Origin of the sequence: Streptantibioticus parmotrematis (assembly GCF_019890615.1) — a bacterium.
In the GTDB taxonomy this organism is placed as follows: domain Bacteria; phylum Actinomycetota; class Actinomycetes; order Streptomycetales; family Streptomycetaceae; genus Streptantibioticus_D; species Streptantibioticus_D parmotrematis.
The window spans coordinates 118,228-140,405 of sequence record NZ_JAINVZ010000002.1 but is presented as its reverse complement, the minus strand read 5'-3'; the positions used below and the strand labels follow the sequence as shown (position 1 = coordinate 140,405).

The following is a 22,178-nucleotide window of genomic DNA, read 5'->3' as shown; positions in this document are numbered from 1 at the left end:
TACGGAGGCATGCGTGATCCAGGGACGACCCACTGGGTCACGACTGCGGTGGCTTCGATCAGGGGGCGGTGGTGGCGGACCCGGGCGCGGTGGACGTGGACCGGGGGCCGGTGGACGGGGCGGAGGGCGGCGTCGTGCGTACCGGTTGCCCGCTGGTCGGCGCGGTCGGGGCTCCCGTTCCCGGCGCGGTCGGATCGCCCGTACTCGACGACGTGGGCGTCCGCGTCGGGCTGCCGCTCAGCGAGGGCGAGGGACTGGTCGCCGGGACTTCCAGGGCCGGCCGGTGCGGCAGCAGCGTGACCGCGGTGGCCGCTCCCCCGGCGAGGAGCACGCAGACGACCGCGGCGAGGACGACGAGCCGTCGCCGCGCCCGTTCGGCCCGCCCGGTGATGTACGCGACCGGTGGCGCGACGGTACGGGCCTGCCCGGCCTGGGCCGCCTGCTGGAAGAGGGACCGCAACGGGTCCTGGGGCTCAGGCACCGGGGGCCTCCTCGACGCGCGGATCCTGCATGCGGTGGGCGAGCGCGGTCCGGCCCCGGCTCAGGTGCGTCTTGACGGTGCTCACCGAAAGCCCCGTCTCACCGGCGATCTGCTCGACCATCAGATCGCACAGGTAGTGCAGGGTCATGATCCGCCGCTGCTGGGCGGGCAGTTCGCGCAACGCCTCCACCAGCGCCAGCTGCTCCGGCCCCGGCCCCTCGACGTGGGGCGGGGCGCCGCTGCGCTTCCAGGCGTCGGCCGACCGGCGCCCGAAGCGCCACCGGCTCACCGCCATACGCCAGGCGACCGTACGGATCCACGCCTCGGGCCGCCCGTCCCGGTCGAGCTGCCGACGCCTGCTCCAGCCCCTGACGAACGCCTCCTGCACCACGTCCTGCGCCTCGTGCAGATCGCCGGTCATCACGTACAGCTGGCCCGTGAGCCGCGTCACCGTCTGGGCGTAGAACTCTTCGAACTCCTCGACGGTCAACGGCCACTCCCGGATCTCTCGCTTCACCAGGGATACGCCCGCCGGGGGCCGCCAGGTCGACACCGGTCAGGTGGAATCGGTGTGAGGGTCCTCACGTAACCGCGCAGCGACGACCGTACGTCTCACGCCGAAGTCCCCGGCTACGGAGTGGACGCCTCTCGGTGTCGTCTCGCCCGTCGTTGAACCTGTCGTCGAACCTGTCGCCGGAAAAGACCGAGGCTGCCATCAGGCCGCCGGACGGCTGTTTCTCTCCAGCCTTGGCCCCGGCGATGATGGCAGCCTCGGGCGCCGCGAAAAGGGGGTTCACCACGTGACGTCACCGCTGAACCGCCCCCCGGGTTCCGCGATTTCCGCTTAATGCGGCAGAAATCCGGTGTTCGGGCTCTGCCCCGAGTTCCAGGAGCGAATACCGGGCAGAGCGACCGCTCAGCTCACGTCGGCGTAGGTGGTTCCGAGCTTGAGACCGTCGACCCAGTTGGTGAGCAGATGCGTTGTGTCGCCGCGGTCGTAGACGCCCCATTTCGGTTCGTTGGCGGAGTCCCAGGTGCGGCCGGTGTAGTTGGTGGAGCCGTTGGTGAAGGTCTGCCTGACTCCGTTGTAGTACAGCTCGACGCTGCCGGCGGAGGCGGAGGAGGACGTGTGGATGCCGATCGCCACCCGGTTCCAGTCGTAGGCGGTGACCGGCTTGGACCAGATGTACTTCCAGCCCTGGCCCGGGCCGACGTAGACGAGGTTGAGCTTGCCGTCGCTCACGGTCATCAGCAGGGGGTAGTCCTGCTCCGCGTCCGGATAGGACTTCCACTGCCAGGGCACCCAGTCGCTCCCGGTGGGCACGACGGCGAACCTCTGCTGCCAGCCGAACCAGTACGTATGACTGTCGGCGAACTGGTACCGGGAGCCGTCGACCCGTATACCGCGCGACTCGCAGCGGTAGACGCCGACCGCCTTCGTGTAGCGGAAGACCGTTCCGTGTCCGTCGGTTCCGGCGACAGGGGTGACGCTCCCCGGCGACGCGCAGTCGAGGTTGCCGAACACCTTCGTGCCTTGCGAGGCGTCACCGTTCCACACCTCGGACGCCTCGGCCGACCAGGTGTTGGCCGCCAGTACGGCCACCGCGGCGGCTGCGACGGCGAACAAGGGGATTCGCGGTTTCCTGCGGGCATGCGTCGGCACGAGACCTCCAGGGTTGTGGGGGGATTGCTGAACGGCCGGGATCTCCGACGGCGCCAGTTTCTACCAGAAGGCGACAGGAACCGGCAATCAATTCGCCGGGTCACGTTTTGTTGACCGTCCAGGCAACCCGGGAACGAAAAAGGGGAATCGTCAAGGATTTTCGGAAACTTGACGAACTAAGGGGTATAGCGGTCCACACCTCTCGGCCGACTATTACTCAATAGTAGGTCAAGGCTTTTTGAGGACGGCTGTGGGAGTCGCTCGGGACGTGGTTTTGTGAGTCGGTCTCCGCGAGAGGCCCGCGAGAGGCCCTTTGATCCCGGCAGTTGGTGGTTCGGGGTGCTCTTGCGACGGGCGGCGTCGGAGCCCGCCGGGCGCGGTGGGTGAGCGCTCGTCGTCCGTACCGCGGCGACGTGCCCGCCGCCCGGGGCACGTTGATCGGACCGGTCTTCACCGAGGTCGGGGCCGATGGCGGCCGCCAGAACAGCGTCCGCGCGGCCAGGGCACGGCCACGGCGGCTCGCTGGGCGACGGTTTTCGACGGTCGTACCGCGTGATCGCCGGTCCGGCGGCGCGGCCGCGTCGAGGCCGTCGGGAAGTTCTGGCCCCGCCCTCGCCTCACTCCTGATGAGGGCGTGCCATTTGACGACAACTCTCAGGCCGGTGAACGGCCTGACGCGCGGTCAGGACTGCTTCAACGCCCGTTCGATCGCGAAGCGGGCCCGGCCCGCGGCCGACCGGTCGTGCTGGAGCTGCATGGCCGCGTTCAGCGCCAGTCCGGCGGCGACGATCTCGAACAGTGCCTGGTCGATGTCGAACCCGGCAGGCAGTTCGGCGTTCTCCACCGCCGCGGCCAGGTCCGCCCGCAGCTGTTCCCGCCAACGCGACCACACTTCGGCCACCGCGTCGCGGACCCGGCCGGGGCGGCCGTCGTACTCGGTGAGCGCCGCGGTCATCAGGCAGCCGCCGGGCAGCAGCGGCGCTTCCAGATAGCCCACGGAGTTGGCGCACACCGCGCGCAGCCGCCGCAGGCCCGGGGGTTCGCCCAGCGCGGGCTCGACCACCCGGTGCCAGAAGTCCACGAACGCCTTGTCCAGCGTGGAAATCTGCAACGACTCCTTGGTGCCGAAGTGCTTGTGCACCCCGGACTTGCTCATCTCCAGCGCCTCAGCGAGCCGTCCGATGGTGATGCCGTCCAGCCCCTCCTCGGAGGCGATCTCAGCGGCACGGCTGAGGATCCGGCCCTTCGTGGCCTGCGCTTCGGCTACTGAGCGGCGTGGCGACATGCGACGAGCATAGCGTACGAGCGTCCGCTATTTACTTGGAGAACGTCCGTACGCTAATTTTGCCGCCGTCACCGAGACCAATTAACGAGACCAAGGAGTACGGGATGCGAGTGCGACGGTTGGGCTGGGCAGGACTGGAGATCGAGGCCGGCGGCAAGCGACTGGTGATCGACTACGTGCGGGACATCTCGCCGCTGTTCACGGCGTGGAAGCCCGGCGAGTGGCTGGCGGCGCCGACCGGGAAGGTCGACGTCGCGCTGGTCACCCACCTGCACCGGGATCACACCGACGCGCCCGCGCTCGCGGAGGTGCTGGTACCGGGAGCGCCGGTGCTGCGACCGGCTCCTGGCCCCGGTGATGACGTGGACAACATGACGACGTTGCTGGCTGAGGGCGAGTTGACCCGGCACCGGCTGGCGGCCACTGTCGTCGACGTCTGGTCCACCCGTGAGATCGGGCCGTTCCGCGTCACCGCCGTCCCGGCCGTGGACGGGCTGGGCGACCCCCAGCTGAACTGGGTGGTGGAGGCCGACGGACAGCGGGTCTTCCACGGCGGCGACACGATGTTCCACGGCTACTGGTGGCTCATCGCGCGCCGGTTCAGTCCGTTCGACGCGGTGTTCCTGCCCGCCAACGGAGCCGTCGTCGACGCGCCGCACCTCCAGCCGCCGAGCCCGCTGCCTGCCGCGCTGGACCCGAGGCAGGCAGCCGCGGCGGCGGAGATCCTCGACGCCCGGTACGCGGTCCCGATCCACTACGAGCCGGAGCAGCCGGACAAGATCGCGGGCTACGTCGAGGTCGCCGACCCGGAGAGTGAACTGCGCACGTATGCCGGCCAACGCGCGCACACGCTGGCCGTCGGGGAATGGCTGGACCTGACCATGTGACGGGAGAGTCCGCCGTGCCGAGGGGGCCGGTCGCGCCGGGGTCGCCCGAGCCCGACGTGCACCCGCCGACTCACCTCACAGCGTCAGCCGTCGCACGACGCCCGGGCCGACGCGAACGTGACGAACGCGGCCCAGGCGTCGGGCATGAACGCGAGGCGGGGCCCTTCGGGGTCCTTGGAATCACGTACGTGAACCATGGCCGCGCAGGCGGCGACTTCGACGCAGGCGCCGCCATGGGAGTCGCTGTGGCTGGACTTCTGCCACGGAAGCGCGACTTCCACGCAGTCGCCGCCCTGCGAGTCGCTGTGGCTCGACTTCTGCCACGGGAGGGCGACCTCTACGCAGGCGCCGCCTTGGTCGTCACTGTGGCTCGACTTCCGCCACGACAAGGCGACTTCGACGCAGGCACCGCCCTCCGAGTCGCTGTAGCTCGACTTGAACCACGCTAACCCGCCGGCCATGGCCCCTCCTACGGACTACGCGGACTGAGTCGCAGCGAACTCCACGAACGCGGCCCACGCGTCACGCGAGAAGGCGAGCTGCGGCCCGGACTTGTCCTTCGAGTCACGCACGCGGATGGCATTGGCGCAAGGGGCGATTTCGACGCAGTTGCCGCCGTGAGAGTCGCTGTAACTCGACTTGAACCAGGCCAGTTCGGTGCTCATAGTTCCTCCGCCAGCTTGCTGATGAACTCCGCCGACGCCTCTACGTTGAGGGCCTGCATGCGGATCATGCCATAGCGCTGGCTCAGCGAACTCAGTCTGTCAGGATCGGAGTACAGGGTGCTCGTGTCCTGGCTCTCGATGTACGCGTAGTGCTCGTGATCGGCCGTTTCCAGGAGGACGAACGAACCGTCGAGTGCTGCCGAGTTGGCCCCCTTGTCGACCGGGAGAACCTGGATGGAGACGTTGCGCAGCTTGCCCAGCTCGACTAGCCGCAGCAGTTGCTCCTTCATCACTGCCCGGCCGCCGACGAGGGATCGCAATGACCCCTCGTAGAGCACGAAGCTGCAATGGGTGAGTGGCTTGCACGTCAACTTTCCCTGTCGTTGCAGCCGTGCGGCGATCCGCGCCTCAATGGTCTCGTCATCCCGAGGCGGACAACTCTCGTTGATCAACGCTCGCGCGTACGCCTCCGTCTGGAGCAAGCCCGGGATCAGCAGCGCCTCGTACGAGTGGATGGTGATCGCTTCCGCCTCGATGAGCATGAACTCCCGCGACCGCGCCGGGAACTTCTCCGGCTTCAGGTAGTCCTGCGCGGCGAGCAGTAACCCTCCCGCCCCGCACAGCTCGTCCGCCACCTGGAGGACGCGCAGCGTCGGCCTCCTCCTGCCCGTCTCCATCGACTTGATCGTCTCGTACTCGTAGCTCGCCGTCTGGGCGAGCTTGTCCCGTGTGACGCCCGCCTTCTCGCGCCAGAGTTTGATCTGGCTGCCGCAGTAGCGCCAGGCCATCGGCGGTTCGGAGTCGTTCATCGCATCGTCTGACCCTCCGTGCGTACCTCACGCGTACGGTCGTCGCCGTACACGAGCCGTTACTCCGGACCGTACGACCAGACACGCACCGTATGTGATGTGAATGCAGTAACTTCCCCTCGAACAAGTGAATGTGAATGGCGGCTCCCGCGCACACCCCGCAGCGCCGGGCGCTCCCGTGCGCTCCTGCGTGCGCGGGCGCACGACTGGAAGCTGGCGGAGGACGCCATCGAGACCGCCGTGTTGCTGGTGAGCGAGCTGGTGACCAACGCGTGTACGCATGCGAGGAGTTCGCCGGGCCGGGAGATCGGCGTGCGGTGTGTGCTGAGCGGCGGGCGGCTGCGCGTAGAAGTGTCGGACGCGGGTGACGCGTGGCCCAAACGGCGCGAGGCGGGCGACGAGGACGAGTCGGGGCGCGGGCTCGCCCTGGTGGAGGCGCTGGCGGACGCGTGGGACGTGGAGCCGAGACCGTACGGCGTCGGGAAGACGGTGTGGTTCGAACTCGCGGCGCCCGACCCGCCCGTTCAGCCCGAAGCCCCCGAGAACGGGCGGGAGTTGAGCCCCTAGCCCCTTACAGGTCCGCGTTCACACCAGCCGTCGCGCCGTCGCCCACCTCGTCAGCTCATGCCGGTTGGACAGCTGCAGCTTGCGCAGGACCGCCGAGACGTGGGACTCGACGGTCTTGACCGAGATGAACAGCTGCTTGGCGATCTCCTTGTACGCGTAGCCCCGCGCGATCAGCCGCAGCACCTCGCGTTCGCGCTGGGTCAGGCGGTCGAGGTCCTCGTCCACCGGCGGCGCGTCGGTCGAGGCGAACGCGTCGAGGACGAAGCCCGCCAGGCGCGGGGAGAACACCGCGTCGCCGTCCGCCACCCGGAAGACGCTGTCGACCAGGTCCGGGCCCGTGATCGTCTTCGTCACGTAGCCGCGCGCGCCGCCGCGGATCACGCCGATGACGTCCTCCGCCGCGTCCGAGACCGACAGCGCGAGGAAGCGCACCGGGTGGTCCGCGTCGCCCATCAACGGCGCGCAGCGGCGCAGCACTTCGACGCCCCCGCCGCCCGGCAGGTGGACGTCGAGCAGGACGACGTCGGGCCGGGTGGCGGTGACCACCGTGACGGCCTGGTCGACGTCGGCCGCCTCGCCCACGACCTCCACGCCGGTGCGCGACGTTTCGCCGATCTCCGCCTGCACCCCGGTGCGGAACATCCGGTGGTCGTCGACGAGCACGACCCGCACCTGACGGGCCGCCTGCCCCTGGGTCCCCTGGGTTTCCTCGGTCATGCCGCCGACCTCTCCATCTCCAACTCGACTTCCGTTCCCCCGCCGGGCGCGGCGCGCAGCCGTGCCTCGCCGCCGTTGCGCCGCATGCGGCCGATGATCGACTCGCGCACGCCCATGCGGTCGTCGGGCACCGCGTCCAGGTCGAAGCCGGGACCGCGGTCGCGCACCGAGACGAAGACGCGGCCGTCCTCGACCTCCGCGTAGACCTGCACCGGCCCGTCGCCACCGTACTTGGCCGCGTTGACCATCGCCTCACGCGCCGCCTGCATCAACGCGCCGAGCGCGCCTTCCAGCGGGCAGTCCCCCACGCACACCACCTCGACCGGCACCCCGTGGTGGTCCTCGACCTCGGCGGCGGCGCGGCGCACGGCGTCGGCCAGGGTGTCCGGCTCGTCCTCGCGGCCGGTGCCCTCGGGCCGGTACAGCCAGGCGCGCAGCTCGCGTTCCTGGGCGCGGGCGAGCCGGGCCACCTCGCGGGCGTCGTCGGCGTTGCGCTGGATCAGGGTGAGGGTGTGCAGCACGGAGTCGTGCACGTGGGCGGCGACCTCGGCGCGTTCCTGCGCGCGGATGCGCATCATGCGTTCGTCGGACAGGTCCTGGGTGATGCGCACGACGTACGGTCCGGCGAGCAGCGCGATGCCGACCAGCACGGCCAGCGACGCCTGCACGATCGCGCCGAGGTGGCGGGCCGATCCCTGGAGCACGAGGAACGCGGTGACCCCGGCGGCCACCAGGATCACGCCGCCCACGCCGCGCGCCAGCGGCCAGAAGCGCTTGCCCCGGCTCATCTCGACCCAGCGGGCGCGCCGCGCGTTGTCCGCCTGCCGCCACACCAGCGCGACGCCCGCGCCGATCAGCAGCATCGGCCAGACGTAGGCGTTGGCGACGCCGAGGTGGAGGTTGTCCACCACGACCGCGAGTCCCGCGAGCATCACCACCAGCGCGAGGACCGAGCCGCGATCGGGCCTGCGCCCGGCCAGCCAGGACCGCGCGTCCCAGGGCTCCTTCGCCGCGTCCACGCCGCCGATGCCCAGCGGCACCACGAACCAGAAGACCGCGTAGAGCGGCACGCCGAGCCCGCCGAACATGGCCAGGATGACGAAGACCACGCGCACCCACGTCACCGGCAGGCCCAGGTGCCCGGCGAGCCCGCGCGCGACGCCGCCGATGATCCGGCCCTCGGAGCTGCGGTAGAGCCGCGGCGGGGGCGGGTCGTCGGAGGCGTCGCGGGCGGGCCCGGCGGGCGGCGCGGGCGCGGACGTGGCTGACATGCCTCGATGGTCACACGGCGGCGGGCGTCGCGGCATCAGGGTTGTCCCCGGAGAACCCCGGACCCCGCCTGCCGTTCCGCGGGCCCGCCGCCTGTCGTTCCGCGGGCCCGCCTCACGGCCGCTCCCGCCCGGCCCCGGCCGCCCAGCCGCTCCCCCGGGGGCCCACCCCGATCCCGGATCAGGGTCCCGCCAGGGTCCTCACGGATACCGGTCACCCTCCCCCACCCGGCACGATGGGCGCATGACGGACCACACGACCGGGGAGGCCGCCTCCCCCGACGCCTCCGGGCCCGGGCGGGACGCCGGACCGCCGCGCAGGCTGCTGACCCGCAGCCGCCGCCCGAAGGTGCTGGGCGGCGTGTGCGGCGGCCTGGGCCGGTACTTCGGCATCGACCCGGTCGTCTTCCGCGTCGTGATCGCCGTCCTCGCCCTGACCGGCGGCATCGGCCTCATCTCGTACGGCATCGGCTGGCTGCTGATCCCGATGGACGGCGAGGACGAGACGGAGCTGCGCAGGCTGCTGTCGGGACGTCTGGAGGGCGGCTCGCTGACCGCCGTGCTGTGCACGCTGGTGGGCTCCGGGCTGTTCCTGTCCACCATCGACAACGGCGACAACCAGGGGTTCTCACTGTGCCTGGCCGCCGCCACCGTGGGCGCCGTCTACTGGTCGTACCGGCGCAGGACGATGCCGGCCGCCGGGCAGGGCGACGCCGAGGGTTCCGTGGCGGGCGGGGCCGCGCAGGTCGCCGACGCGCCACCGGCCGCACAGCCGCCGCCGACCGCGACGCCCTCGTGGTGGCGGACGACCAGCGCGGGCACGGTGTCGTTCGACAAGTCCGACGCGTACGGGCCCGCGGGCGGCGGCTCGGACGGGCGAGGGACGCGCTACCTGTGGGGGCCGGAGGAAGGCCCGGGCGCTGGTTCCTCCGCGTACGAGAGCACGTACGAGAGCGTGTACGAGAAGGAGCGGGACGGCGACGCGGACCGGCCCACGGCAGGCCGCCCCCGGCGGTCCTACCTCGGCGCGATCGCCTTCCTGCTCGCGGTGGCCGCCTGCGGGACCGGGATCACCGCGACCTGGCACGGGCACGCGCTGCGCACGATCCTGGAGACCGGGCTGGTCGCCGCGCTGTCGGTGCTCGGCATCGGACTCGTCACCGCCGCCTTCACCGGGGTCAGGGCGGGCGGCACGATCACCTGGGCGGTGCTCACCTGCGTCCTGCTCGCCGGTGCCTCGCTGGTGCCGCCGTCGGTGGGCACCCACTGGGGGAACGTGACCTGGCGTCCCGCCACCGCGGCCCAGGTCCGGCCGCACTACGACCTGGGCACCGGCGAGGCGGAGCTCGACCTGACCGGGCTCGCGCCGCCGCACGGCGCGACGACGGCGACGTCCGTGTCGGTCGGCGCCGGACGCCTGGAGGTGCGGGTGCCGCGGAACGCCACCGTGCGGCTGACCGCCCACGTCGGCGTCGGCGACCTGCGGATCGGCGACGGCCCGCACAAGGTCCGCGTCGCCCCCGACCAGAACCGTTCCGTCACCCTCGCGCCCCCGAGCGGCACCGCGTCCGGCGGCACGGTCGCCCTCGACCTGCGCCTGGGCACCGGAGAGCTGGAGGTGCTGCGTGACCAGTCCTGACGACGAGACCCGGCGCGAGCCGAGGTTCGAACCGGCGTCTGACGACGAAGCCCAGCGCGGGCCGAGGTTCGAACCGGCGTCCCTGGTGGCCGGGCTGCTCTTCCTGGGCATCGCCGCCGCCTTCGGCTGTGATGCGGCCGGGCTGTGGCACCCCGAAACGTGGCTGCTCGCGCCCACCCTGGGCATCGGCCTGGCCCTGACCGGCGCGACGACGGCGGCGACGGAGGCGGTACGGGAACGCCGCCGCCGCAAGCGGTCCTAGACCCTAGGCGTCCGTGGCGGCGGTCGTCCCGCGGTGCCGCCGCCGCTTGGCGATCAGCGCGTCAAGCGACAGGTAGGGCGCCCCGGCCAGGACCAGCGGCAGCCACGCCATCAGGTACGCCAGGTCGTTGCCGTAGTAGTACGGCGTGCTGGACCAGCTCACCGTCAGCCACAGGCTCAGCGAGATCAGCGCGCCGCCCGCCGCCGCGACCCGGCCCAGCAGCCCGACCAGCGTGCCGAGCCCCACGGCCAGCTCGCCGAACGCGATCGCGTAGCCGAACCCGGCCGGGCTTTTCAGCGCGAGGTCGACCAGTCCGGGTATGGCGGCGCTGTCGCGCACCGCGTGCAGCGTGGTCACCAGGGCGTCGGGGCCGCTCCCGGAGAAGAACGCCGGGGTGGTGAGCTTGTCCAGGCCGGCGTAGACGAACGTCACGCCGAGGAAGACGCGCAGCGGCAGCAGGGCGTAGCGGACGGCGAGGGCCCGCAGTCCGCTCGGCCCGCCGTCGCCGCGGTGGTTCGGGTCGGAGCCCGTGGTCGTCTGGTTCATCGCGTCGATTCCGGTCATCACGTCACCGATTCTTCCGATTCAACCTGTGTGACCGGGTGTACGGGGTACGGGAGCCATCCGCTCACGCGATACGCCCGACCGGCGCAGCCGGGCCCGCGCCCCTGACAGGCCCGTGCGTCCGGCCGACGCGGCCGGGCGGCGCTCCGCCACCGGATCAGGTGAACAGGTCCGGCTCGCTGCGGCTGATCTGCTGGAACAGCGGCTGGTAGTTGATCCAGGCGACGAGGTCGTTGCCGAGCTGGTCGCGGGTGTGGACCGCGTTCTCGTGGCTGATCGGCACCGGCTTGCCCGCCGCCTTCGCGGCCAGCTGCACCTGGCAGGAGCGCTCCATCGTGATGAACCACCAGGCCGCGGCGTCCACCGAGTCGCCGACGGTGAGCAGCCCGTGGTTGCGCAGGATGACCGCCTTGTGCGGGCCGAGCGCCCCCGCGATCCTGCGCCCCTCCTCGGCGTCCACCACGACACCGGTGTAGTCGTCGAACAGCGCGTGGTCCTCGTAGAACGCGCAGACGTCCTGCGTGATCGGCTCCAGCAGCTCGCCCAGCGCGGACAGCGCGCGGCCGTACGTGGAGTGGCTGTGCGCGGCGGCGACCACGTCGGGGCGGGCCCGGTGCACCTGGCTGTGGATGGCGAACGCGGCCTGGTTGACGTGGTACCGGCCCTCGACGACCTGGCCGGAGTGGTTGACCAGGATGAGGTCGCTGACGGTGATGTGCTTGAAGGACATGCCGAACGGATTGACCCAGAAATGGTCGGTGAACTCCGGGTCGCGGGCGGTGATGTGCCCGGCGACACCCTCCTCGAACCCGAACCGCCCGAAGAGCCGGAGGGCGGCGGTGAGGCGTTCCTTGCGGTACTGGCGCTCGGCGGCGACGTCGTCTCCGAAGGACGGCGGCAGGGCGAACTGGAGCTGGTCGGTGGGTATCGGCTCGGGAGCGTGGCGCGCGCTGGTGTCCGTCATGCGACGGAAGTTACCGCCAGGTACACCGCTTGGCCAGGGGTCAGAGCTGGTCGATGGCGGTGAGGTCGATGTCGATGACGTACGGCTCGGTCAGCTTGAGCCGACTGTGGTGAACACCCTGGTGAACATAGGTCCGGGTGGCTGGAGCCAGCGAGAAGACGTGGACGGTGGGCATCTCGTTGTGGTGGGCCATCTCCACTCGCCAGAAGTTCGGGATTCCCGCGGCGGCGTACTTGTGCGGCTTGGTGTCCCGGTCCCTGGCCTCGGAGTCCGGTGAGACCACTTTCACCGCCAGCACCACGGCGGATGCCTCGTAATAGGTCTGGGTGCGGCCGGTCACCGCTTCGGCCCTCAGCACGGAGATGTCCGGCTCGAAGCCGTTGCGGCGGTCTATGACGACCGTCATCTCACGCTTCACCCGGTACTCCGGGGGCACTGTGCCGCGCAGACCAGCGACCAGGAGGTCGATGGTGTCGCTGTGGAAACTGCGCTGCGGACTCACGAAGACCAGGCTCCCGTCGATCAACTCCGTGTGCGGCGGGAGGTCGGGCAACGTCAGCAGGTCGTCCACGGTGTAGCCGTCCTGCGGCGGCATCGGCCAGGCGCGGGCGGGCTCAGCGGTCATGGTGCCTCCCATGGACGGGATTCTCTGCCGTACGACGAGCGTACCCAGCACAAATGACCGCACCGCCGCCCAAACGAATGAGCGACGGTGCGGTCGTTGACGAAACGGGAGGTCACTCCCACTCGATCGTGCCCGGCGGCTTGCTCGTCACGTCGAGGACGACCCGGTTGACCTCGGCGACCTCGTTGGTGATGCGCGTCGAGATCCGCTCCAGCACCTCGTACGGCAGCCGCGACCAGTCGGCGGTCATCGCGTCCTCGGAGGAGACCGGGCGCAGCACGACCGGGTGACCGTAGGTGCGGCCGTCGCCCTGGACGCCGACCGAGCGGACGTCGGCCAGCAGCACGACCGGGCACTGCCAGATCTCGCGGTCGAGACCGGCCGCGGTCAGCTCCTCGCGGGCGATCGCGTCGGCGTCGCGCAGCAGGTCGAGCCGGTCGCGGGTGACCTCGCCGATGATGCGGATGCCGAGGCCGGGGCCGGGGAACGGCTGGCGCCAGACGATCTCGGAGGGCAGGCCCAGCTCCTCGCCGACCTTGCGCACCTCGTCCTTGAACAGCTTGCGCAGCGGCTCGACCAGCCGGAACTGGAGGTCCTCCGGCAGGCCGCCGACGTTGTGGTGGGACTTGATGTTGGCGGTGCCGGTGCCGCCCCCGGACTCCACGACGTCCGGATAGAGGGTGCCCTGCACAAGGAACTCGACCTGCTCGCCGTGCGCGCCCGCGTCGGCGACGACCTCGGAGGCGGCCTGCTCGAAGACCCGGATGAACTCCCGGCCGATGATCTTGCGCTTCTCCTCCGGGTCGGTCTTCCCGGCGAGCGCGGCCAGGAACCGCTCCTGCGCGTCGACCACCTTCAGCTGCACGCCGGTGGCGGCCACGAAGTCCTTCTCGACCTGCTCGGCCTCGCCCTTGCGCAGCAGACCGTGATCCACGAAGACGCAGGTCAGCTGGGAACCGACGGCCTTCTGCACGAGGGCGGCGGCCACCGCGGAGTCCACGCCGCCGGACAGGCCGCAGATGACGCGCTTGGTGCCGACCTGCTCGCGGATCGCGGCGGTCTGCTCCTCGACGACGTTGTGCGTGGTCCAGGTGGGCTCCAGGCCCGCGCCCCGGTACAGGAAGTGCTCCAGCACCTGCTGCCCGTGCGTGGAGTGCATGACCTCGGGGTGGTGCTGGACGCCGTAGAGCCGCAGGGCGTCGTTCTCGAAGGCGGCGACCGGGACCTCGTCGGTGGAGGCGGTGACCGTGAAGCCCTCGGGGGCGGCCGAGCAGGCGTCGCCGTGCGACATCCACACGGTCTGCTCGTCCGGGGTGCCCTCGAACAGGGTCGAGCCGGGCTTGGCGACGTGCAGCGGGGTGCGGCCGTACTCGCGGCGGCCGTTGTTGTCGACCGAGCCGCCGAGGGTGATGGCCATCAGCTGGAAGCCGTAGCACATGCCGAAGACCGGGACACCGGCCTCGAACAGCGCGCGGTCCAGCCGCGGCGCGCCCTCCTCGTAGACCGACGAGGGGCCGCCGGACAGGATGATCGCCTTCGGCTTCTTGGCGAGCATCTCCGCGACCGGCATGGTGCCCGGCACGATCTCGCTGTAGACCCGGGCCTCGCGGACGCGGCGGGCGATGAGCTGGGCGTACTGCGCTCCGAAGTCGACAACGAGAACGACGTCAGGGGTGTCCGGGGTGTCCGGTGTCGCGTTGTCGAGCGGGGCGGGGGTCGCTGATGCCACGGGCGGCCTTCCGGCGATTGCTACAAGGGATCGGTTCCCGATTCTACCGTTGATACGACGGCTACCGGATCGGTGCCCGATTCCGGGGGCGGGCGGCCCTCCGGCCGGGCTTGCGGGCAGCCCCGCGGGCGGCTTGCCGGAAGGGCGGCCGGGCCGCCCGGACGTCGGGCATAATGGCGGCATGTTCAGCGGCACGCGTTTCGCGTTTACCTATGGCACCGGCTGGCCCGGCTGCCATGGTCACGCTGTCTGAACGAACCCCAGACACCCATCAGGCGCCCCGGACCGGTTTCGGTCCGGGGCGCCTGGCGTTTCCGCGACCGTACGCACGGCGGGGGCTCCGCACCACAGGCGGGAGCCACGACATGAGCACCACGACCACGATGCCGACCACGGCCACGGCCATGGCCACGGAAACAAGCGCGGCCAGGGAGACGACCACGGTCGCGGAGACGACCACGGTCGCGACGGCCGACACCGGCGCGCGGACCGACGAGGCCGCGGCGCTGATCACCGGCGCGCGGGAACGGATCGACGACCTGGACCGGCGGATCCTCGCGCTGGTACGGGACCGGGTCGCGGTCTCCGAGGGCATCCAGCGGGCCCGCCTGGGCTCCGGCGGCCGACGCGTCAACCTGGCACGCGAAATGGAGATCATCGGGACGTACAGCGACGAGCTGGGCAAGCCGGGCACCGCGCTGGCGATGACGCTGCTGGAGCTGTGCCGGGGCCGGGTCTGACGCGACGGGCCCCGGCGGCGGCGCGGCCCGGCACGAGGTGCGCCGGGTAGCCCGTTCGGGGCCCATCACCCGTACGGCACGTGACCGGCCGGGCGGCGGTTCGTTGGACCGAGTGCCGTTCCAGCCAGGGGCGGTCGGGATGGAAACAACCACGCGTGGAGACCACTCAGGCGCAGCTGGGTGGAGTTCACCGGGGCGATGAGGCGTGCCTGGGTTGCACGTCGTGGGACCTCGCCCCGGTGCCAGAGGTGACCGGTCAGCAGGGGACAGCAGCCCGGTCGCCGCACACAAAGAGGCGGTCGGTCCCGGGGACGCCTGGGCCCGGCCGCTCTGCGAACAACACGCGATGCACCCTACCCACACGCACGCGTTCCCGACTCGTACGCATGCGTTCCCGGGGCTCACGACGCTCGATCGAGTGAGTCGGCGGGACGCCGGTGGACGCCACCCCTCCGGCGAGCCTCACCTCGCCGTGTCCGTGGGCGCCGTCATCCTCCGTGGGCGCCTACGCCTATTCCGCCGCGTCCGTGGGCGTCTCCGCGCGCCCGGGCGCCTCTGGCTTCCCCTGCTTCCTCCGCTTCTTCGGCGGCACCGTCGGGACCGGCAGCACCAGCGCCCCGAAGGCGTCCGCAGGGACGGCGGGGTCGCGCGGCGGCACGGGCGCGACGGTCTCGTAGGCCTCGCCCTGGGCCGGGCGCGGGTCCGCCTCGCCCTTGTTCGGCCAGAGCGACATCGCCCGTTCCGCCTGCGCGGTGATCGTCAGCGACGGGTTGACGCCGAGGTTCGCGGAGACCGCCGAGCCGTCGACGACCGCGATGCCGGGGTGCCCGTGGAGGCGGTGGTACGGGTCGATGACGCCGTGCTCGGAGTCCTCGCCGATCGGGCAGCCGCCGAGGAAGTGCGCGGTCAGCGGGGTGCCCATGAGCTCGCCGACGTTGCTGCCCGCGAAGCCGTTGATGTCCTCGGCGATCAGCCGGGCCGCCTCGGCGCCCTCGGGGATGAAGTCGGGGTTGGGCGCGCCGTGGCCTTGCCGGGCGGTGAGCAGGCCCTTGCCGACGCCGCCGCGCTTGCGGTACGTGGTCAGCGAGTTGTCGAGGGACTGCATGACCAGGCCGATGATGGTCCGTTCCGACCAGCGGCGGTTGGACAGCGAGCGCGCGGTGAGCACCGGGTGGCGGGCGGAGTTGGCGAGGAAGGCGAGGGAGCGCGGCAGCCGTCCGCCGTGCGGCACCTGGAGGATGGACAGCGCGCCCATCGCGTTGGAACCGCGGCCGTAGCGGACCGGTTCGATGTGGGTGTTCTCGTCCGGGTGGATGGACGAGGTGATGGCGACGCCGCGGGTGAAGTCGGCGCGCCGCTCCCCCGTGCGCTCGCGGTAGCGGCGGTCGACGGTCTGCGCGCCCACCAGCGCCTCGGAGTTGGTCCGGGTCAGCTCGCCCAGCCGCGGCGAGATGCCGGGCAGGCGTCCCTCGTCCCGCATCCGGTGCAGCAGCGTCTGCGTGCCGTACGTACCGGCCGCGACCACCACGTAACGGGAACGCAGCACCCGCGGCGTGACCTTCGCGCGGCGGCGCCGGTCGGTGGGGACGACGGTGACGTCGTAGCCGCCCTCGGGGTTGTCGGCGAGCGCGGTGACCGTGGTCATGGGGTGGATGCGGGCGCCGGCGCGTTCGGCGAGGTGGAGGTAGTTCTCGTTGAGGGTGTTCTTGGCGCCGTGGCGGCAGCCGGTCATGCACTCGCCGCACTCGGTGCAGGCCTTGCGGGACGGGCCCGCGCCGCCGAAGTACGGGTCGGGCACCTCGGTCCCGGGGGCGGCCTTCGCCGAGCCGTCGGCGTCCTCGCCGTCGCCGAAGAAGACGCCGACCGGTGCCATGTGGAAGGTGTCGCCGACGCCCATCTTCTCGGCGGCGGCCTTCAGGTGGACGTCGGAGGGCGTCATCGTGGGGTTGAGCCGCACCCCGAGCATCCGCCGGGCCTGCGCGTAGTAGGGCTCCAGCTCCCGCTGCCAGTCGGTGATGTGGCCCCACTGACGGTCGGTGAAGAACGCCTTGGGCGGCACGTAGAGGGTGTTGGCGTAGTTGAGCGAACCGCCGCCGACCCCGGCCCCGGCCAGGATCATCACGTTGTTGAGCAGGTGGATGCGCTGGATGCCGTAGAGGCCGAGCGCCGGGGCCCACAGGTAGTTGCGGATGTCCCAGGAGTTCTTCGGCAGGGTGGCGCGGGTGAAGCGGCGGCCGGCCTCCAGCACGCCGACCGAGTAGCCCTTCTCGGTCAGCCGCAGGGCGCTCACGGATCCGCCGAAGCCCGATCCGATCACGATCACGTCGTAGTCGTACGACACCAGTGCTCAGTCCTTAGGTGGTGCGGGCGGGGGCGGGCGTTGCGGTCAGGGGGCAGGCCGGGACGCCGCGGTCGGCGGATGGCGGCGATCCGGGCCGGGCGGCCCGGTCAGCGCAGGCGGAACGCCTTCATCGCGCGCAGGCTGCGGCTCATGAACGCGGCGTACTTCTCGTCGTCCATGCCGAGCGACGGCGCCATCGGCAGCAGCCGCTGGGTCGCCACGGTCTGCGCCTCGGTGTACTTGAGGATGCCCTCGGAACCGTGCCTGCGGCCGAGCCCGGAGTCCTTCATGCCGCCCATCGGCGACTGGACGCTGCCGTAGGCGGGCGCGTAGCCGTCGTTGACGTTGACCGTGCCGGTGCGCAGGGCGGCGGCGACGCGGGCGCCGCGGCGGGTGTCGCGGGTCCACACCGAGGAGTTGAGCCCGTACGGCGTGGCGTTGGCGCGTTCGACCGCCTCGGCCTCGTCGCGGAAGCGGTAGACGGAGACGACCGGGCCGAAGGTCTCCTCGGTGCACACGGCCATCGGGGACTCGACGCCGTCCAGGACGGTCGGCTCGAAGAAGTACGGGCCGATGTCGGGGCGCGCCCGGCCGCCCGCGAGCACCGTAGCGCCCTTGGCCACCGCTTCCTCGACGTGCCTTACGACGGCGTCGAGTTGGCGCTGCCCGGCGAGCGAGCCCATGCCCGCGCCGTAGGCGAGCGCGGTGCCGAGCTTGAGGGCGCGGGTACGGGCGGCGAAGCGCTCCAGGAACGCCTCCGCGATCGACTCGTCGACGTACAACCGCTCGATGGAGATGCAGAGTTGGCCGGCGGAGGAGAAGCAGGCGCGCACCGCGCCCTCGGCGGCCTTGTCCAGGTCGGCGTCGCGCAGCACCAACATGGCGTTCTTGCCGCCGAGTTCGAGTGAGGCGCCGATCAGGCGGGAGGCGGCACGGGTGGCGACGTCCCGCCCGGTGCGGGTGGAGCCGGTGAACGACACGTAGTCGGCGTGCTCCACGACCGCCGGTCCGACGACCGGCCCGTCACCGATGACGACCTGCCAGACGTCGGCGGGCAGCCCGGCCTCGATGAGCTGCTCGCGGGCCCACAGCGCGGTCAGCGCGGTCTCGGTGTCCGGCTTCATCACGACCGCGTTGCCCGCGACGAAGGCGGGCAGCGCGTCGCCGATGGACAGCTCCAGCGGGTAGTTCCACGGCGCGATCTGGCCGACGACACCGCGCGGGTGGCGCAGCTCCGTGACCTTGGTCAGCACCGGGATGGCACCGGTGTGCCGCTTGGGGCGCAGGTACGCGGGGGCCTTCAGGCCGTAGTGCCGGGCGGCGACGGTGACCGCCTGCACCTCCTCGTGGGCGTGCAGCCGGGTCTTGCCGGTCTCCAGCTGGATCAGGTCCAGCACCTCGGACTGGCGGCGCAGCACGAGGTCGTGGAAGCGCAGCAGCACGGCGGCGCGCCGCCGCACCGGGGTCTCGGCCCAGGCCCGCTGGGCTGTGCGGGCCCGCTCGAAGGCGGCGGCGACGTCCTCGGGCGTGGCCTCCGGCAGGTCCGCCAGCTTCTCACCGGTGAACGGCGTGTGGTTGGCGGTACGGCCCGAGCCCGCGACGCCCCGGGTGAGGCGGGCGACCAGCTCAGGGGTGACGACGTCGGCCGCGGCACGGGGACCGGCCGGGAGCACGGGGTTGCGGGGGACACCGCCCGGCGTGACGTCGTCGGTGCCGCCGGGAGCGTCGGGAGTCGTGGCTGAGGCCTGCGCGTCCGTCATGGCGCGAGGTTACGACCGCCGCGCGCTTTTGGATACCCGGCGGTAACCGGATTTCACGGGTCATCCACAAATACGCCAGTGATTGCTGGCGCGATTCTCTTTTTGCGCGAGACATGGATGCGGGCAGGCGTTCGGGTTCCCCGGGGGCAGGCATTCGGTTCCAGGGGGCGTCAGGCGGACGGGGGCGGGAGCGGTGCGGCGGCGAGCGCGGGCGGTGCGGCGGCGAGCGCTCGCGTGCGGACGGGCCGTCGCGGGCCCCGCGGCCGGCGGCGGCGGAGACAGGCCGCCGGAGGCCATCGTGCGCACCGTCCAGCGTTCCCTCACGGGTCCGGGAGAGGCCATCGTGCGCACCGTCCAACACCCCTCACGGTGCCGGGCTACCCGCCAGGGCATCCTTCAGCGCGTCGCCGATCGCCCGGTGGAAAGTCGGGTACGCCCAGATCTGCTCGCGCAGCACCGCCAACGGCACCCGGGCGTGGACGGCCACCGCGAGCGCGCCGAGGATCTCGCCGCCGTACGGCCCGGCCGCAGTCGCGCCCACCAGGACGCCGCTGAGCATGTCGGCGACCACCTTCACGAAGCCCGCGTTGCCCGTCTGGTGGACGTAGCCGCGACTGCTCGCCGCCAGGTCCGTGAAACCGCTGCGCACCGCGAGCCCCCGCTGCCGTGCCTCCGCCTCGGTCAGCCCGACCGCGCCGACCTCCGGATCGGTGAACGTGACCCGCGGGACCGCGTGGTACGCCGCCGGCGCGCCGCCCTCGCCGAGCACCCCGCGCACCACCAGCTCCGCCTGGTACATCGACACGTGGGTGAACGCGCCCTTGCCGGTGGCGTCGCCCAGCGCCCACACCCCGGGCCTGCCGCCGCCGGGCGCGATGACCCGCATCCGCTCGTCCACCGGGATCGCCCGTGCGTCCGGGTCCACCCCGACGGCGACCACGCCCAGCCCGGCCAGCGGGGTGCGGCGGCCGGTGGCGACCAGCAGCCGCTGCGCGGTGAAGCGCTCACCGCGGGCGCAGCGCATGGTGAAGCCGCAGCTGTCCCCGTACTCCACGGAGCCGACCTCGGCGCCGGTGTGCACGTTCAGCCCGTCCTCGGTCAGGACGCGCAGCAGCAGTTCGTGCGCTTCCGGCTCCTCGCGCGGCAGCAGGCGCGGGCCGCCCTCGACCACGGTCACCGCGGTGCCGAACCTGCTGAAGGCCTGCCCCAGTTCCAGCCCGATCGCGCCGCCGCCGAGCACCAGCAGGGAGCGCGGTGGCTCCTCGGCGGTGATGGCGTCGCGGTTGGTCCAGTACGGCGTCCTGGCCAGCCCCGGCACCGGCGGCACGGCAGGCTCGCTGCCGACGGCGAGCACGATCGCGCGGCGGGCCCGGATGGCGGTCTCGTTGCCGTCGCCGTCCGCGACGGTCACCTCGTCACGGGCGGTCAGGCGGCCGGTGCCGCGCAGGAAGCGCACGCCGCGGCCGGTCAGCCGGTCCACCGCGATCTTGTCGTCCCAGTCCATGGTGGCCTCGCGCACGGTGCGCGCGACCGGGTGCCAGTCGGGGTGCACCATCGCCGTCCCGGCGTGCCCGGGGATGCGGCGCCCCTCGGCCAGCAGGTCCGCGTCGCGCACCATGATCTTCGACGGGATGCAGCCGTAGTACGGACACTCCCCGCCGACCAGCCGTTCGTCGACGCCCACCACGTCCAGTCCCGCGTCCGCGAGCCTTCCAGCGGCATCCTCCCCACCGGGGCCGAGCCCCACGACGATCACATCCGCGTAGTCCACAGGACCGGCAGCCATGGGGTCCTCCTCGCGCGCGCTACGTCAGGAGTCCCTTCCCACGGTACGCGCGCCCCCGCCCCGCCGCGTCCCGCTGTCACGGGTGCGGTCGGAAGGGCCACACACCGGGCATGACCACCGTTGAGAGAGCCCTCGCGGACAGCTGAGGACCCCCACGGGCACCGCCGACCGCGGTGACCGCCGGCGGCCGCCTCCTCTCGTCCGCCGTGTGGCCATCATGGACCCGGCCGCGGCCCTGTGGGGGTTATCCACAGGGTGAAGGTCGCGGGATCTCCACGGCGTTGAGGTAGGCCAGCCCGTCCAGCGGCCGGTCGGTGACGAACCGGGCGATCACATCGGCGAACTCCTCGATCCGTTCCATGTGGACGAGGTGGTCGGCGCTCCGGACGGTGGTGAAGACCGCGCCGGGCAGCCGTTCGGCCAGGGCGCGGCCCATGGCCGGCGTGGTCAGCGCGTCGTGCTCGCCGGTGAAGACCAGCGTGGGCACCGCCGCCACCCGCTCCGGCCGGTACCACTCGTGGTTGAGCAGCCGGGTGTTGTGGTCGACGACCGCCATTTGGATCTGCCGCGGCGTCTGCTCCATGAACTGCCGGTGGATCAGCCGCGAGATGGCCGCGTGCCGCCGGATGTCACCGGCGCCGGGGTTCGACATGAACCGCCCGACGAGCTGGTCGGCCATGTCGGCGTGCCGGTCGTCGTCCAGCATCCGCAGCCACAGCGGCACGGCCCGCGCGTACTCCTCCGGCACGTACGGCGTCATCCCGGCCAGCAGCAGCCGTTCCAGCGTGTCCGGGTAGTGCTGGGCGAACCGCAGCGCGATGGCGCCGCCGAAGCAGGCGCCCAGCAGGTTGACGCGGGGCATGTCGAGCTCGTGGAGCATGTGGCGGGCGGCGGCGGCCAGGAAGTCCATGCCGTAGCGGGTCGGCAGCGGATCGGCCTCGCCGTACCCCGGCAGGTCGACGGTGACCACGGGGCACAGCGGCGTGAGCCACCGCTCGTGCCGCGCCCATGACATCCGGTCCTGCGACGAGCCGCCGAACACCACCAGCGGCGCGACGGCGGCGCCCCTGCCGTCCCCGTCATTGCCGCCGCCGCGGCTCCCCGCACCCCGCTCACCTGACGTGTCCGCCCTGCGCACCACCCGGGCGACGAAGCGGAACCCGTCGAAGGAGAGCCGGTGTTCCTCCACGACGTCCGCCGGACGGTCCGGACTACGGGCAGGACGCGGTACCGGAGCGTGCGCGGTGGTGGTGTCGATGGACATGGGGTGACTCCCAAACTCGCGTGCGCCGGACCCTGGGTTGTCTATCACCGGCGACGCGCCGCCCCCTCATCCGTCACTCGTTGGAGGGCGAGCCGCGGCACGGCGTCTACGCGAGCGTGTGCGAGGCGTCAACTGCACGGAACCTCAAGGGACTCGGGAGGA

22 protein-coding genes are annotated in these 22,178 nt (G+C 71.8%); 5 read left to right on the top strand and 17 right to left on the bottom strand.

Annotated elements, in window-relative coordinates:
• Nucleotides 1–58 precede the first annotated feature (58 nt).
• The 4 genes from K7472_RS03390 to K7472_RS03375 all read right to left on the bottom strand — a co-directional run bounded on the left by K7472_RS03390 (nucleotide 59) and on the right by K7472_RS03375 (nucleotide 3,429).
• Nucleotides 59–481 (bottom strand): hypothetical protein, encoded by a 423-nt coding sequence (locus tag K7472_RS03390; protein ID WP_222973728.1) that lies wholly within the window; start codon nucleotides 479–481, stop codon nucleotides 59–61.
• Nucleotides 474–971, bottom strand: coding sequence for a SigE family RNA polymerase sigma factor (locus K7472_RS03385; RefSeq protein WP_222974317.1), 498 nt, complete (start codon nucleotides 969–971; stop codon nucleotides 474–476). Before K7472_RS03385 ends, K7472_RS03390 begins: the two co-directional genes overlap by 8 nt.
• A 426-nt stretch (nucleotides 972–1,397) precedes the next feature.
• A complete protein-coding gene (locus K7472_RS03380; protein ID WP_222973726.1) occupies nucleotides 1,398–2,108 on the bottom strand; it encodes a polysaccharide lyase family protein in 711 nt (236 codons plus the stop codon).
• 718 nt (nucleotides 2,109–2,826) lie between these two features.
• Nucleotides 2,827–3,429 carry a TetR/AcrR family transcriptional regulator gene (locus K7472_RS03375; protein ID WP_222973725.1) on the bottom strand — a complete coding sequence of 201 codons (603 nt, stop codon included), beginning with the start codon at nucleotides 3,427–3,429 and terminating at the stop codon, nucleotides 2,827–2,829.
• 104 nt (nucleotides 3,430–3,533) lie between these two features.
• On the opposite strand from K7472_RS03375, the gene K7472_RS03370 reads away from it, so the two are divergent.
• A complete protein-coding gene (locus tag K7472_RS03370) occupies nucleotides 3,534–4,316 on the top strand; it encodes an MBL fold metallo-hydrolase (RefSeq protein ID WP_222973724.1) in 783 nt (260 codons plus the stop codon).
• Between the two features lie 83 nt (nucleotides 4,317–4,399).
• On the opposite strand, the gene K7472_RS03365 is transcribed toward K7472_RS03370, so the two are convergent.
• Genes K7472_RS03365 through K7472_RS03355 form a run of 3 tightly spaced genes read right to left on the bottom strand, consistent with a single transcriptional unit; the run spans nucleotide 4,400 to nucleotide 5,790 of the window.
• Nucleotides 4,400–4,777 carry a DUF397 domain-containing protein gene (locus tag K7472_RS03365; RefSeq protein WP_222973723.1) on the bottom strand — a complete coding sequence of 126 codons (378 nt, stop codon included), beginning with the start codon at nucleotides 4,775–4,777 and terminating at the stop codon, nucleotides 4,400–4,402.
• A 15-nt stretch (nucleotides 4,778–4,792) separates the two neighbouring features.
• On the bottom strand, nucleotides 4,793–4,981 hold the full coding sequence (locus K7472_RS03360; protein WP_222973722.1) for a DUF397 domain-containing protein: 189 nt from the start codon (nucleotides 4,979–4,981) through the stop codon (nucleotides 4,793–4,795).
• Nucleotides 4,978–5,790: a helix-turn-helix domain-containing protein gene (locus tag K7472_RS03355; RefSeq protein WP_252395027.1), complete on the bottom strand. Its 813-nt coding sequence runs from the start codon at nucleotides 5,788–5,790 to the stop codon at nucleotides 4,978–4,980. Before K7472_RS03355 ends, K7472_RS03360 begins: the two co-directional genes overlap by 4 nt.
• Before the next feature lie 18 nt (nucleotides 5,791–5,808).
• Between K7472_RS03355 and K7472_RS03350 the strand changes: the two genes are divergently transcribed.
• Nucleotides 5,809–6,357 carry an ATP-binding protein gene (locus K7472_RS03350; RefSeq protein WP_308013747.1) on the top strand — a complete coding sequence of 183 codons (549 nt, stop codon included), beginning with the start codon at nucleotides 5,809–5,811 and terminating at the stop codon, nucleotides 6,355–6,357.
• An 18-nt stretch (nucleotides 6,358–6,375) separates the two neighbouring features.
• Here the strand turns inward: K7472_RS03350 and K7472_RS03345 are convergent, their stop codons facing one another.
• Together K7472_RS03345 and K7472_RS03340 are read right to left on the bottom strand one after the other, a co-directional pair.
• Nucleotides 6,376–7,074 carry a LuxR C-terminal-related transcriptional regulator gene (locus K7472_RS03345; RefSeq protein WP_222973720.1) on the bottom strand — a complete coding sequence of 233 codons (699 nt, stop codon included), beginning with the start codon at nucleotides 7,072–7,074 and terminating at the stop codon, nucleotides 6,376–6,378.
• Nucleotides 7,071–8,345: an ATP-binding protein gene (locus K7472_RS03340; RefSeq protein WP_222973717.1), complete on the bottom strand. Its 1,275-nt coding sequence runs from the start codon at nucleotides 8,343–8,345 to the stop codon at nucleotides 7,071–7,073. Before K7472_RS03340 ends, K7472_RS03345 begins: the two co-directional genes overlap by 4 nt.
• A 241-nt stretch (nucleotides 8,346–8,586) precedes the next feature.
• On the opposite strand from K7472_RS03340, the gene K7472_RS03335 reads away from it, so the two are divergent.
• Complete coding sequence (locus K7472_RS03335; protein WP_222973715.1) at nucleotides 8,587–9,981, top strand: PspC domain-containing protein; 1,395 nt, start codon at nucleotides 8,587–8,589, stop codon at nucleotides 9,979–9,981.
• Nucleotides 9,968–10,243: a hypothetical protein gene (locus tag K7472_RS03330; RefSeq protein ID WP_222974409.1), complete on the top strand. Its 276-nt coding sequence runs from the start codon at nucleotides 9,968–9,970 to the stop codon at nucleotides 10,241–10,243. The genes K7472_RS03335 and K7472_RS03330 overlap by 14 nt, the downstream gene beginning before the upstream one ends.
• Nucleotides 10,244–10,246: 3 nt before the next feature.
• On the opposite strand, the gene K7472_RS03325 is transcribed toward K7472_RS03330, so the two are convergent.
• The 4 genes from K7472_RS03325 to guaA form a co-directional block, all read right to left on the bottom strand.
• The gene (locus K7472_RS03325; protein ID WP_252395026.1) at nucleotides 10,247–10,807 is read right to left on the bottom strand and encodes a DoxX family protein; all 561 of its coding nucleotides are present in this window, start codon (nucleotides 10,805–10,807) and stop codon (nucleotides 10,247–10,249) included.
• Nucleotides 10,808–10,964: 157 nt separating this feature from the next.
• Nucleotides 10,965–11,771, bottom strand: coding sequence for a class II aldolase/adducin family protein (locus K7472_RS03320; protein ID WP_222973713.1), 807 nt, complete (start codon nucleotides 11,769–11,771; stop codon nucleotides 10,965–10,967).
• Nucleotides 11,772–11,811: 40 nt separating this feature from the next.
• Nucleotides 11,812–12,408: a Uma2 family endonuclease gene (locus K7472_RS03315; protein WP_222973711.1), complete on the bottom strand. Its 597-nt coding sequence runs from the start codon at nucleotides 12,406–12,408 to the stop codon at nucleotides 11,812–11,814.
• Between the two features lie 100 nt (nucleotides 12,409–12,508).
• Complete coding sequence (gene guaA, locus K7472_RS03310) at nucleotides 12,509–14,125, bottom strand: glutamine-hydrolyzing GMP synthase (RefSeq protein ID WP_222973708.1); 1,617 nt, start codon at nucleotides 14,123–14,125, stop codon at nucleotides 12,509–12,511.
• Between the two features lie 365 nt (nucleotides 14,126–14,490).
• Between guaA and K7472_RS03305 the strand changes: the two genes are divergently transcribed.
• Nucleotides 14,491–14,865, top strand: a complete 375-nt coding sequence (locus K7472_RS03305) for a chorismate mutase (RefSeq protein WP_222973705.1) — start codon at nucleotides 14,491–14,493, stop codon at nucleotides 14,863–14,865.
• A gap of 511 nt (nucleotides 14,866–15,376) precedes the next feature.
• Here K7472_RS03305 and K7472_RS03300 read toward each other — a convergent pair.
• The 4 genes from K7472_RS03300 to K7472_RS03285 form a co-directional block, all read right to left on the bottom strand.
• The gene (locus K7472_RS03300; protein WP_222973703.1) at nucleotides 15,377–17,206 is read right to left on the bottom strand and encodes a GMC oxidoreductase; all 1,830 of its coding nucleotides are present in this window, start codon (nucleotides 17,204–17,206) and stop codon (nucleotides 15,377–15,379) included.
• Between the two features lie 107 nt (nucleotides 17,207–17,313).
• Nucleotides 17,314–18,966 carry a succinic semialdehyde dehydrogenase gene (locus K7472_RS03295; protein ID WP_222973701.1) on the bottom strand — a complete coding sequence of 551 codons (1,653 nt, stop codon included), beginning with the start codon at nucleotides 18,964–18,966 and terminating at the stop codon, nucleotides 17,314–17,316.
• Nucleotides 18,967–19,330: 364 nt separating this feature from the next.
• Nucleotides 19,331–20,752, bottom strand: a complete 1,422-nt coding sequence (locus K7472_RS03290) for a dihydrolipoyl dehydrogenase family protein (protein ID WP_222973700.1) — start codon at nucleotides 20,750–20,752, stop codon at nucleotides 19,331–19,333.
• A gap of 244 nt (nucleotides 20,753–20,996) precedes the next feature.
• Entirely contained in the window at nucleotides 20,997–22,016 is a 1,020-nt protein-coding gene (locus K7472_RS03285; protein WP_222973699.1) for an alpha/beta fold hydrolase, read from the bottom strand.
• Nucleotides 22,017–22,178 lie beyond the last annotated feature (162 nt).